Genomic DNA, 11,782 nt, shown 5'->3' with positions numbered 1-11,782 from the left:
TACATGAAGTATTACAATGAGGAGCGAATTCAAGAAAAATTAGGCTACCACACCCCTATTGAAATGGGGAGTATGGCAGCCTAACAGGTGTTTTATTAATGTCCCAATTGACTATGTCAGTCTACTGTCCGGTTTTCTTTAGTATCCTCGATACACGTATTCTTCTTTTGGTTTTTCGATCTCTTTCCAATCCTTCACCTTTACATAAGGAATATCGGCTTTGAATGGCTGATAATATTGGGTCTCGATACTACCTTTAATCTCAATCCATTTGTCGTTAGGAAATGATGTACCTTTTGGGAATTCAACCATCATGCCAAAAACGCCAGAATCGGCAATACAGTGGATGATACCAAAACGTAGAAGAAAGAGTTCGTTCGATTTTGAAGTTTGATCTTCTGCGTTGTACGTGAACCCTTTAAACTGAACCTGTTTTCCGAGGAAAATACCAGGTTTATAATAGATACTCTCCATGCCTTTGAGATAGTTCTTGTCGTTTAACTCTACTTGGTTTCCTTTTGTAAAGGGCTTCAGTTCTTGATCCATAATAGAATTGTAGCTTTCTTTTCCATAATAGACACTTGTATCTGGCTTTAAAAATTGGTGCTCACCAAAATCGCCTTCGTTCTCAAGGCCTTTAAAGTGGAACCCTTTTGTTTTTACGGTTTCAGAATCAAGAGAAGCGATAGGAAAGAATAAACCGGAAATGATCGGGAAAATGAGTATGCTGTTTACCGTTACATTTTTTAATCGAGAAGGTTTCTTATGATGATCGTGTCCACAATCAGGTGTGCATGAATCATCGTGTTCATGTTCGCCATCATCACTCTTTCCATAAATATAGAACTGAACGAGCGTTAAAAACCCTAGAATGAATATGGCAGAAAACGAGATATAGGAATACTTCATATTGATGTATTTGCTAATGTCACCTGTAGCATGCAGATGCATGAACAAAAAGGTAAATCCGATTAAGATTAAGATTCGAATCATAGAGATACACCTCCTCTAAAGAAATAGAGATCCGACTAGAACAAGGATCGTGATATAACCAACAAGACTAACCACAAGTTTTTTCTTAAACGCAGCTAGCATCATAAGAACGTTCTTCACATCTAACATCGGACCATAGACAAGGAACGCAACGATCGAACCAATTGTAAATGTACTTTGAAACGAAGACGCGATGAAAGCATCAGCTTCTGAACAAAGTGAGAGTATAAAAGCCAATCCCATCATCACAAGTGAAGAGGATACTTCACCTTGTCCAATCTCTAGAAGTGTTGATGTTTTTACGTACGTTTGCATACTCGCAGCAATCAAAGCACCGATCACCAAGTATTTTCCGACAGAGAAGAATTCTTCTACCGCATGCACAAACGTACCTTTCAATTTGTTGTAAAAAGAAACCTTTGGAAGTGAGACCGTTGCAGCTATTTCGTTGTTGGACGGTGATAGGGAAACAGCACCTAACTCGTTTTTAAGTACTTTTGAATTTTTAAATTGGACGACAAGGATAAATCCTAATAAGATAGCTACAATCATAGCAAGTCCGCCTCGATAGATCATGACTTCCCATCTGTTACCGAACGCTACATACGTTGAAAATAAGACGACAGGATTGATGATCGGACCTGTAAGCATAAAGGGGATCGCAGCAAAAACAGGAACGCCTTTTTCGATCAGCTTTCTTGTGATCGGTACGATTCCGCACTCACACGCAGGAAAAATGGCACCTAAAATTGCCCCAAACAAAACCGCACCTATCTTATTCTTAGGCATGATTCGTGCCACCATCTCCTCAGTGACAAACATCTGTATGAAACCTGCAATGAGCACTCCAATTAGAACGAACGGCAGTGCTTCGATGAGGATGCTTATAAATACGGTATTCATCTGTAAAAACGATTTGTCGAGCATCCGATAATTCCTCCAACTCTATAAACTACCTATCATCATAAAATATAAACTTTATGAAGTAAATTTTTATTTTGCAATATCCCCACTATAACGTATGGGCCGAAGGAAAATAAATAGCTAATGAAGAATTAGAAGATAATGGGAAATGGGGTCTGACCCCAAACCATTTATTTCCCATCATGATATTGAGCAAAAGGGGTAAGCAAATGAACCATTTTGACCTGCGTCCGAAGCGGCGATCGCCTTTACGAATCTCGTTAGGGAAAAAGTATTATACGTTTAGAAGATATATTGAATGGTTTACAGATGAAAAGACTTATGCCAAAACCAGAAAGAGTGAACAACTCCCTTTTGTACATTCTTCGCATCAGACGATTCTTCTTCGTAAATTAAAAGATGTAGAGATGTGGTATCAGCATAATAAAGTGAAAAACCTCCGAATTGCTATCAAACAATTAAACGGAATCGTAGTCCAGCCAGGGGAAACTTTTTCGTATTGGAAGAGCATCGGAACCACTACACGCTCGAAAGGGTATGTGGATGGTATGGTCTTGTTTTATGGAAAGTTTAAGAAGGGAACAGGTGGTGGGCTCTGTCAGCTCTCAAACCTGATCTATTGGTTGACGTTGCATACTCCGCTTTCTGTAACCGAACGTCATCGTCACAGTTATGATGTGTTTCCGGACTCTAAGCGTACACAGCCATTTGGAAGCGGGGCAACTTGTGCTTATAACTATCTGGACTTGCAGATTAAGAACACGACGAATCAGGCCTACCAGCTTCACTTATACGTAACAGATACCCATCTTGTAGGAGAATGGCGAACAGATCAAGAACCATTACAATCGTATGAAGTGTATGAAAAGGAACATTGGATCACGCCTGCTTATTGGGGTGGATATTTAAGGCATAACTTAATCCATCGAAAAGTATTTAATCGCCAAAGAAAACAAATCGATGATGAATATGTCACGGAGAATCATGCCATCATGATGTATGAGCCACTGCTTGAAGCTAGTCAAAAGAACGCATAGATAAAAACCCTTGGCCCATTTTACGGCTGAGGGTTTGTTTAAATCGATTGAATCATTACCTTTCCTGTAAGTGAGTCAAGCCTAAAAGTTCCAACAAAGCCTCAGGTTTCATCTGTTTTCGTTCATCGGCTGTTTTTAACGTAAAAGAGGGTAGAAGGGGATCATAATGAATCTCAATCTTTTCCCCGTTCACATCAACAATTCCAAATTCCTTTTGTAAAGGAGCATCGTCTTTATTTACAGCGTCTTCGTCGACCATTTTTATAAACTGTTCTATCTTATTTTGATCGGTAATCTTATTGCAGTTAACTGCGTTTTTATTAAGGTAAACGCAAATGCTTCTGGGTTTCTGATCAATCCACATCGTCTTATGCAAAACGGGGTTTAGGTCAAAAGTAGTCTCAGTTTCGTTAGCATAAGGGTTCCAGCCACCACCAATATGTAGTTCTTTATCCTTTTTTTGAAATCTCAACATAAAGCCTCCCGAATCTTCTATAGAAGCTTGTTTAAAAACGAGCTTCCAGCCATGATTCGGAAGAGTGTCTCTATAAAATTTATAGATATCATACCAATGATTTCCCTTTATCAAGTAATGATGTTCTTGAAATTCTAATCCATCGTATAGGGGGAGGTCGTTGCGATTCTCAGGAACTATGGAAACTGATGAGTAACGATTTTCTTCTAGCACGTACTTATATATTGCGACACTTGAGATGATCAATAAAATGAAAACAAAAGAAATTACGATTCTTTTTTTCAATACTTCATTCCACCTTTCATAACTACATTATATTTTAACAGATTAAGGAAATATGAAGGTTATTTATCCATCACTAGGTACCGTTTATTCATTGTCAAAATAAAAAGCATAGCTTATTGTAGATAAATGCTGTATTCCTATAAAATGTTTCAAACCACTGAAAAAAGTTAAAGAAATTAGGGAAATGATAATAAATGAAAGAAGGTGTAATCATGGTCCGCACAATCGCTATCATCGATCATAAAGTAATCATTAATCCACCGTTTCGACAGATCAATGAAATGAAACCTGATTGGTTCTGGGTTGACTTTGACTGTCCGACATCAGGTGAAACCAATTTATTGCGCACTTTTTTTGACTTCCATCCCCTTGCTGTTGAGGACTGTGTGAATGCCTTGCAACGTCCAAAAGTAGAATTTTATGAAGGTCATCTGTTTTATGTGGTGCACGCTCTCGACAAAAAGACACTTGAAGCAACTGAAGTTGATATCTTTACAACAAAAAACTGTGTGGTTACGTATCATAAAACAAACGTTCCAGAGATTGATTTTGTGTGGAATTATTTAAGTGGACTAGAGACTGTTCCGCCTGAACTTGGTAAAAATGAGCTTCTTCATAAGTTGATGGATAAACTAGTAGATATGTATTTCCCCATTATGCATGAACTAGAAGAACGAGTCATTTCTATCGAAAGCAATGAAGATGATGAAGCACCTAAAATCATTAATCAGATCTTTGATATTAGAGGAGATCTCTTAACATTAAGAAAAACGGTCGTACCTATGCGGGAGCTTTTGTATCGGATGCTCGAGTCAAAACGAGTGGGTTTAGATGCAGAAGAAAGGTCCTACTTTCATGATATTTACGATCATCTCCTGAGGTTAACAGATATGATGACTTCAGCCAGAGAGATGACATCGGATATTCGTGATAATTATATTTCTCTTAACTCTTACCGTATGAACAATATCATGAAAACATTAACCGTCATCACAACAATTTTTATGCCGCTAACGTTTATCGCAGGTCTTTACGGGATGAACTTTGCAAACATGCCAGAGCTTCAAACAAAAAATGGCTATTTCTATGTATTAGGTTTTATGGTCTTATTAGGCGCGGTTATGTCCATTTGGTTTAAGAAAAAAGGTTGGTTCGAGCAAGACTGAGTACCGTTTAAAAAATGCTTAACAGGGGAACCTACTTGTAAAGAACCGTTTGGAGGGAAACCAAATGAAAAAAGATATAATCGGTACATATACCAAAGAAGAAGAAGCGGTTGGCGCAATCAAAGCATTGGTCGAAAAAGGATATCATCCATCTGATATTTCAATCGTTGCGAAAGATGATGAGATGGTTGACCAAGTTGCAGATGAAACTCATGTAAATGAAAGAAAAATTACGGAAGATGATGCAGACAGTGCTACATATGGCACAATCGCAGGTTTTCTAACAGGTATTGGAGGAGGAATTGCCGTCCCTGGCCTCGGAGTACCAGGAGTCGGACCACTTCTTGCAGCTGGACCTTTTGCTTCAATGTTTGATCACGATGAAGCGGATATGAAAGAAATCCTGCAAAACATGGACGTTTCGGAAAGTGATGCAGAGCGTTATATGCAGGATCTACAAGATGGGAAGATCTTAGTTATGGTTGAAAGAAAATAAAATCAGAAGGGCACCTTTAATAGGTGTCTTTTATACTTTTTTGAAACTCTTTCCATTGTTTATTCGTAATACTGTATATAAGATACGTGGGGTGTTTAAACATGGAACTCTTTTTGAATGTGTTTTTTGGAATCTTAATCGTATTAGGAATCTTGGCAGCCGTTTATTACCTTTTAAAAAATGTAAAAGACAAAAAAAGAGCAGTTCCGGTCTATGGACTTTCTTATAGTGGAGAATATACACAGAAGAATTTTTGGACACATGAGATTATGATTGTGGTCATCATTACACAAGGCTTTGGTCTGCTGAAACTTTCGATGCCTGTAAATGTTTTAATGATTTGTTTATTGGTGTTTCTTACACTTCTCTATTTTACTCAAATTTGGCGAGGTGCGATCGGGAAAAAAGGCGTTGTATCGGCTACTAAATTTTATGATTGGAACCAGATTGAATCAGTGGATTGGATCACTGGACTTCAAGCAGAAAATCCAGGATATCCAAGTTGGGGTTTAGTTCGGTTTCATACAGGTGAACGATATGTCGAATTTGTAATCAAGAAAAAAGCTGAAGAGGAAGTGCGTTCTTTCGTTGAAGAAAGGATGAATCTTGCAAAAGCCAATTCGTTAGCTAAAATTGTTTTTAAATAAAGGTATTCTATCTTTTCCTAAGAATAAGATATATGTAAAAGGGAAAAGGGTGGTTTTTCCATGAGGCCATATGTGAAGGCTGGACTCATTACTGCTGGGATAATCGTTCTGATCAGTACTTATCTGCTTGGAATGTATGTAGAGAAGTTAAATGTTCAAAGGGAGTCTCTTAATATGGATCCGATCCATATCATAAGTGTATTATTGGGAGCTTCACTCATCCTGATCGGATTAAGAATAAAAACGAAAAAAGATAGAGAAGCAACAGAGAACAGTGCAAAATAAGCACTGTTCTTTTACGTATTTTGTAGAGAGTTCCAATCTTTTGTATAATACATATAGAATATCCAATACATGTGCTAGAGGAGACAATCATGAAATACGAAGATTTTAAAGAAATCGTGCACGGCAGAAGAAGTGTCCGAAAGTTTACGGATCAAACAATTGCTGAAGAAGACATTTATGAAATCATGGATTGCGCTCGTTATGCTCCGAGCGACACAAACTCACAAACATGGGAATTTATCGTGATTCGAAACAAAGATAAAGTAAAGAAAATCGAAGAGATGACGTGGGATGCTATTCATAAATTGGCTGCAAGGGCCGAAGAAAACGGAAAAACGAAGGAAGCAAAATTGCTGACGCGCTCTTTTGGTCCATACGCGACGGCGTTCTCTGGAGCACCCGTATTGATCATCTGTTTAGCCACTCCTTACGAATCTAAGTTTCGAGAAAAGATCTTTGATCCGATTGAACTTGCTGAAGAGTCAGTTTGGGAAGAGGAAGGAATCAAGAGTAGCTGTTTAGCGATCCAAAACTTGATGCTTGCAGCCCATGCGCGTGGACTTGGTACTTGCCCGATGACTGGACCAGTACTGCTGGCACAAGATGCGATTCGTGACTTTTTAGATATTCCATCTAAGAAGCAGATCAACATGGTTATTTCGCTCGGGCATCCACAAGATCAACCGAAAAAACTCGCAAGAAAAGCAGTAGAAGACATCGTCACATATGTAGATTGATGGTGATTGGGACTTTGTAAGTTCCTTGAAAAGCTCGTCCAGCGGCTGAAAAGCATGCTGGACGAGCGCCATATGAAAAATACGAGCGCCATATGAAAATGCTAGGCCAACTCGTGCCATCCCTCTTAAACTCCTCATCCTCTTACCTCTTCTTAAGACTTCAGACCTACAAGAAAACCTAAGAAAAAAGGATTTTTTTCGACATATACCGAATATATGTTTCTTGAAACGTATTTTCAATTTTAGAAAGAGGAACTTCTTATGAAAGAGACATTTGACTTGATTGATTATGCATTGCAACAAAGTGGGTTAGAAGAACTTAAAGATCCGACTCAGGTTCAATATTTAGGTGAAGGAGCTTGGCATCTTGCGTATCTCGTTCAACTACGCACCGGCGATGCTGTGGTAGTAAGATTTCCAAAAGCGGAGGCGTATGGTAGGAACATAGAGTTTGACGAAGAGGCCATTCACTCAGAATATGCAGGAACGAAAGCATACTATGAGTTAGCGAACCAAGTTAAACCAGGGATCTGCCCTGATTTTTTCAACTATCATGTAGAAAAAGATAGAACGTTTACCGTGGAATCATATGCGGGAAAAGCAATAAAGCTAGATCAACTAACGGTTGTAGAAGCGTTTCATATCGGAGCGGAACTTGGGGAGTTCTTTCGCAAGATGAATGCTGTAGATCATGGTTTAAAAGGATTCGGTTATCTCTCATGGAACGGAAAACATATTGAAGGAAAGTTTCATTCCGATGTATCAGAATCTATGAAAGAAGAAAACAAGGAGTACATAGATGATTTTAAGAAATTTATAGATACATATGATGGGTCCATATCTCCAGCTGCTTTGATTGACCTTCAAAACTGTTTGGATGATAGAGAGATAGAGAATCAAACGGTTGTACTTACTAACCAAGATACATCTCCAGAGAATATATTGCTACATTCAGATGGTACTGTCAGTTTAATCGATCCTGTACCCATCTTATATAGCGGGGATTCACTTGCTGGGAATTTTCTTAATAATTACAGGACATTGTTCCCGACATTTTTTAATGCACCACGTTATGCGCGACATGAATTTGATCGGTATGAAGATCGATTGAAACGGATCGCTGACGGATTTTTAGAAGGATATTCTCAAGGAGATCTAGCTGTAAAGCGTCGAGTGAAACAAGAGGAGTTTATTCAACTTACTGATTTAACTGTGATTCATTGGCAACTACTTCAGACGGATGAGTTATCTAACGAACAGAAAATTCGTTACGGTGAGAGAGATGCAATTGCCAATCGGATAACGGTCCTTGTAAAAAAAATTGAAGAGTTTCAATGGTTGGATGAAAAAAGTGGAACAAAGTTAGCATAACCGGCATAGCATGGGCATAATCTTAATTCAAAGCTGACAGTTGAACACTCATTTCTTTTGTATAACTTTTATGATTTTTCAAAAAACGGTTGACTTTCTAAAACATCATACTCTATAATCCTATTCAAGAACTAAATAAACATCAGCACGTTAATGTGTTAAACATAATTTGAATATCTCTTATCCAGAGAGGCGGAGGGACTAGGCCCGATGAAGCCCGGCAACCAACAAACCACATTTGGTTTGGAAAGGTGCCAATTCCTACAGATCTTTTTTGATCTGAAAGATAAGAGGAGGACCAAAACCCTCTTCTTAGGAAGGGGGTTTTTCTTTTTCCCCTTATCATACTTCACACACAAACATCACTTAGTCACTTATTTCATTTTAAAAATTGAATATAGCAAAAGGGATAAGCACTAATCTTTATTCCTAGTTTTCCTATAGATTTTATTTGAATTAATAATAAGAAGGAGAGATTTTTTATGACAAAATCATTTGATGGATACGATATTGAAACATTACTACTACACGGGGGTCAAGCGCCTGACCCAACAACAGGTTCACGTGCAGTGCCTGTCTACCAAACTACATCCTATGTTTTTTCTGATACAGATCACGCACAGAGCTTATTTTCACTCGATGAGCCAGGGAATATCTATAGCCGGATCGGGAATCCAACAGTCGATGTTTTTGAGAAAAGAGTCGCCCTTTTAGAAGATGGTGTAGCAGCAGTTGCAACGTCTTCTGGTATGTCAGCGATTGCGCTAGCTATCTTAAATATCGCACATGCAGGAGATGAGATTATTGCAGCTACCAATCTATATGGAGGAACGTACAACTTATTTTCTACTACTCTCCCGAAATATGGAATCAACGTAAAGTTTGTAGATGCAGAAGACCCTGAGAACTTCAGAAAAGCGATTACTCCAAACACGAAAGGATTTTTTGCTGAAACGATCGGCAACCCGAGTCTTAACGTTCTAGATATTGAGGCAGTAGCAGATATTGCGCATGAGAACGGTGTACCTTTAATCATGGATAATACGTTTGCAACCCCATATGTAACAAAGCCGTTAAGTTTTGGAGCTGACATCGTCATTCATTCAGCCACAAAGTGGATCGGTGGACATGGAACAGCCATTGGCGGTGTTGTGGTAGACGGAGGACGCTTTAATTGGAACTCAGAGAAGTATCCAGGATTTACGGAGCCAGATAACAGCTATAACGGATTAAGATACGCGAATGACTTTGGAACATTGGCTTTTGCGACTAAATTACGCGTTCAGCTTTTACGAGATTTCGGAGCATGTTTAAGTCCACACAATGCATTCCTCCTTTTACAAGGTTTAGAAACACTGCATCTACGAGTGGAAAAACATGCGAAGAACGCACAAGAAGTAGCGGAGTATCTGGAAAAACATCCAGCTGTAGATTGGGTTTCATACCCTGGCCTTTCTTCGCACAGAAGTCATGAGCTTGCTAAGAAATATTTAAGCAATGGTTTTGGTTCGATCGTAAACTTTGGAATCAAGGGCGGACGTGATGCTGGGCGTAAGGTTATCAACAACATCTCATTGTGGTCACACGTTGCGAATGTTGGGGATGCAAAATCATTGATCATCCACCCTGCTTCTACCACTCATCAGCAACTGAGTGGAGAAGAATTAGTAGCAACAGGCGTAACAGAAGAACTTATTCGATTATCGGTCGGACTTGAGTCCGTAAAAGATCTTACGAATGATCTTGATCGCGCGATACAAACGGCAACTGGGATAGGGACGGATAACACGGAGATCACGATAAATGATGAGGGTGTTATTCGTTGGGCGTTGCAATCATCACTGTATCGAGCAGTTGAGAATGATCAGGAAATTCAACGTCCTAAGACGCTTGCGATCGTGGGACTCAGTTCCAATCCTGCAAGACCCAGCCATAGATTAGCCAGAAAAATGCAGCGACTTGGCTATAAAATTGTTCCGGTTAATCCAAGAGAAACAGAAGTGCTTGATGAAAAAGCGTATCCAGATTTAAAATCTATTCCGTTTCCCATCGATGTGGTTCAAGTATTTAGAAGTCCAGAAGCAGCGATTGAGCTCGCAAAGGAAGCAGCGATCACACAGCCAAAAGTGTTCTGGCTACAAGAAGGTGTCATCTCGCCAGAAGCAGCAAAAATTGCGAAAGAAGCTGGGATCGATGTGGTGCATAACAGATGTACGTATAAAGAAGCACAACGTCTAAGAGGAACTATTTCAACGTATGCGTGTGAACTTTAAAAATAGAAATCGGTAAGCCGGGAACGGAAGTCAACGACTTTCAAGAATAACTCAAAAAAATAGCCATATAAAAAGAGAGAAACGTGGAGGGAAATACATGTTGAAGATTTGGCAGAAAGCAACACTGGCTTTAAGCATAGCTGGCGCTTTGGTTTTATCAGGCTGTTCTAGCAGTGCGAAAGAGGGAGAGAAACCAGAGAAGATCCGACTCGATTACGCGTTTTACTCTCCGACTAGTTTAGCGCTTAAAAAGTTCGGATGGGCAGAAGAAGCATTTAAAAAAGAAGGGATAGAAGTAGAGTGGATTCAAAGTCAAGGAAGCAACAAAGCGCTTGAGTTTTTGAATTCAGATAGCGTTGATTTTGGATCAACAGCTGGTGCTGCAGCACTGATCGCAAAAGACAAAGGAGCACCGATCGAATCAGTCTATATTTACTCCCAGCCTGAATGGACGGCTCTTGTCGCAAAAGACGGTTCACCGATTAAAGATGTAAAGGATCTTAAAGGAAAAAAAGTAGCAGCAACGTTTGGAACGGACCCACATATCTTTTTACTCCGTGCACTTGCAGATGCTGGCCTGTCTGCAAAGGATGTACAGATTGTAAATCTACAACATGCTGATGGTGCGAATGCCCTTTTAAAAGGGCAAGTGGATGCTTGGGCTGGGTTAGATCCGCACATGGCGAGAACTGAAGTAGAATCCGGTGCGAAGTACATTTATCGTAATCCAGACTTTAATACGTATGGAACGTTAAACGTACGCTCTGAATTTGCGAAAAACCATCCAAAGCAAGTCGAACAAGTGATTGAACTTTATGAGAAAGCAAGAAAGTGGACGATTGAACATCCAGAGGAAGCAGCAAAACTTTTATCAGAAGAAGCGGGGATTAAAGAAGATGTCGCAAAAAAACAACTGCAACGAAACAACTTCGAGGAACCTGTTCCAGGATCACAGCATGAAAAAGCTATATCGGCTGCAGGCGAAGTACTCCAAAAAGAAGAGATTGTCAAAAAAGATACGAACATCGAAGATCTTGTAAAGAAACTGATCAATCCGAAATTTGCAGAAAAAGTGATTAACCAATAAGGAGAG

At 39.3% G+C, this 11,782-nt stretch carries 12 protein-coding genes and 1 riboswitch; of the genes, 9 read left to right on the top strand and 3 right to left on the bottom strand.

What is annotated here, in order from left to right; translation table 11 throughout:
* Positions 1 to 138 precede the first annotated feature (138 nt).
* A complete protein-coding gene (locus ACFS5O_RS20025; RefSeq protein ID WP_205724167.1) occupies positions 139 to 993 on the bottom strand; it encodes a TIGR03943 family putative permease subunit in 855 nt (284 codons plus the stop codon).
* Between the two features lie 15 nt (positions 994 to 1,008).
* On the bottom strand, positions 1,009 to 1,920 hold the full coding sequence (locus tag ACFS5O_RS20020; RefSeq protein ID WP_205724168.1) for a permease: 912 nt from the start codon (positions 1,918 to 1,920) through the stop codon (positions 1,009 to 1,011).
* 206 nt (positions 1,921 to 2,126) lie between these two features.
* Between ACFS5O_RS20020 and ACFS5O_RS20015 the strand changes: the two genes are divergently transcribed.
* Positions 2,127 to 2,954 carry a VanW family protein gene (locus ACFS5O_RS20015; RefSeq protein WP_205724169.1) on the top strand — a complete coding sequence of 276 codons (828 nt, stop codon included), beginning with the start codon at positions 2,127 to 2,129 and terminating at the stop codon, positions 2,952 to 2,954.
* A gap of 55 nt (positions 2,955 to 3,009) precedes the next feature.
* On the opposite strand, the gene ACFS5O_RS20010 is transcribed toward ACFS5O_RS20015, so the two are convergent.
* Entirely contained in the window at positions 3,010 to 3,714 is a 705-nt protein-coding gene (locus tag ACFS5O_RS20010; RefSeq protein ID WP_205724170.1) for a hypothetical protein, read from the bottom strand.
* A gap of 194 nt (positions 3,715 to 3,908) precedes the next feature.
* Here ACFS5O_RS20010 and corA point away from each other — a divergent pair, with 194 nt between their 5' ends.
* The 8 genes from corA (at position 3,909) to ACFS5O_RS19970 (ending at position 11,776) form a co-directional block, all read left to right on the top strand.
* Entirely contained in the window at positions 3,909 to 4,880 is a 972-nt protein-coding gene (gene corA / locus ACFS5O_RS20005) for a magnesium/cobalt transporter CorA (RefSeq protein WP_318300049.1), read from the top strand.
* A 64-nt stretch (positions 4,881 to 4,944) separates the two neighbouring features.
* Positions 4,945 to 5,376, top strand: a complete 432-nt coding sequence (locus ACFS5O_RS20000; protein ID WP_205724171.1) for a general stress protein — start codon at positions 4,945 to 4,947, stop codon at positions 5,374 to 5,376.
* A gap of 101 nt (positions 5,377 to 5,477) precedes the next feature.
* Positions 5,478 to 6,023: a hypothetical protein gene (locus tag ACFS5O_RS19995; protein ID WP_205724172.1), complete on the top strand. Its 546-nt coding sequence runs from the start codon at positions 5,478 to 5,480 to the stop codon at positions 6,021 to 6,023.
* Between the two features lie 60 nt (positions 6,024 to 6,083).
* The gene (locus ACFS5O_RS19990; RefSeq protein ID WP_205724173.1) at positions 6,084 to 6,308 is read left to right on the top strand and encodes a hypothetical protein; all 225 of its coding nucleotides are present in this window, start codon (positions 6,084 to 6,086) and stop codon (positions 6,306 to 6,308) included.
* Positions 6,309 to 6,397: 89 nt separating this feature from the next.
* Positions 6,398 to 7,045 (top strand): nitroreductase family protein, encoded by a 648-nt coding sequence (locus ACFS5O_RS19985; protein WP_205724174.1) that lies wholly within the window; start codon positions 6,398 to 6,400, stop codon positions 7,043 to 7,045.
* Between the two features lie 261 nt (positions 7,046 to 7,306).
* Complete coding sequence (locus ACFS5O_RS19980; RefSeq protein ID WP_205724175.1) at positions 7,307 to 8,416, top strand: hypothetical protein; 1,110 nt, start codon at positions 7,307 to 7,309, stop codon at positions 8,414 to 8,416.
* Positions 8,417 to 8,593: 177 nt separating this feature from the next.
* Positions 8,594 to 8,709, top strand: a riboswitch (SAM riboswitch).
* Between the two features lie 189 nt (positions 8,710 to 8,898).
* Positions 8,899 to 10,689: a PLP-dependent aspartate aminotransferase family protein gene (locus ACFS5O_RS19975; protein WP_205724176.1), complete on the top strand. Its 1,791-nt coding sequence runs from the start codon at positions 8,899 to 8,901 to the stop codon at positions 10,687 to 10,689.
* Between the two features lie 97 nt (positions 10,690 to 10,786).
* The gene (locus ACFS5O_RS19970) at positions 10,787 to 11,776 is read left to right on the top strand and encodes an aliphatic sulfonate ABC transporter substrate-binding protein (RefSeq protein WP_205724177.1); all 990 of its coding nucleotides are present in this window, start codon (positions 10,787 to 10,789) and stop codon (positions 11,774 to 11,776) included.
* Positions 11,777 to 11,782: the final 6 nt, after the last annotated feature.

Origin of the sequence: Fictibacillus nanhaiensis (assembly GCF_042686385.1) — a bacterium.
GTDB classification, from domain to species: Bacteria; Bacillota; Bacilli; order Bacillales; family Fictibacillaceae; genus Fictibacillus; species Fictibacillus nanhaiensis.
Note: the sequence above shows the minus strand (reverse complement) of the source record. Positions and strands in the feature narration are given on the sequence as shown.

Coding starts and splice junctions, on each gene's coding strand:
- ACFS5O_RS20015 (WP_205724169.1), top strand. CDS start 2,127: ATGAACCATTTTGACCTGCGTCCGAAGCGGCGATCGCCTTTACGAATC.
- ACFS5O_RS19980 (WP_205724175.1), top strand. CDS start 7,307: ATGAAAGAGACATTTGACTTGATTGATTATGCATTGCAACAAAGTGGG.
- corA (WP_318300049.1), top strand. CDS start 3,909: ATGAAAGAAGGTGTAATCATGGTCCGCACAATCGCTATCATCGATCAT.
- ACFS5O_RS20020 (WP_205724168.1), bottom strand. CDS start 1,920: ATGCTCGACAAATCGTTTTTACAGATGAATACCGTATTTATAAGCATC.
- ACFS5O_RS19990 (WP_205724173.1), top strand. CDS start 6,084: ATGAGGCCATATGTGAAGGCTGGACTCATTACTGCTGGGATAATCGTT.
- ACFS5O_RS19970 (WP_205724177.1), top strand. CDS start 10,787: ATGTTGAAGATTTGGCAGAAAGCAACACTGGCTTTAAGCATAGCTGGC.
- ACFS5O_RS19975 (WP_205724176.1), top strand. CDS start 8,899: ATGACAAAATCATTTGATGGATACGATATTGAAACATTACTACTACAC.
- ACFS5O_RS19985 (WP_205724174.1), top strand. CDS start 6,398: ATGAAATACGAAGATTTTAAAGAAATCGTGCACGGCAGAAGAAGTGTC.
- ACFS5O_RS20000 (WP_205724171.1), top strand. CDS start 4,945: ATGAAAAAAGATATAATCGGTACATATACCAAAGAAGAAGAAGCGGTT.
- ACFS5O_RS19995 (WP_205724172.1), top strand. CDS start 5,478: ATGGAACTCTTTTTGAATGTGTTTTTTGGAATCTTAATCGTATTAGGA.
- ACFS5O_RS20025 (WP_205724167.1), bottom strand. CDS start 993: ATGATTCGAATCTTAATCTTAATCGGATTTACCTTTTTGTTCATGCAT.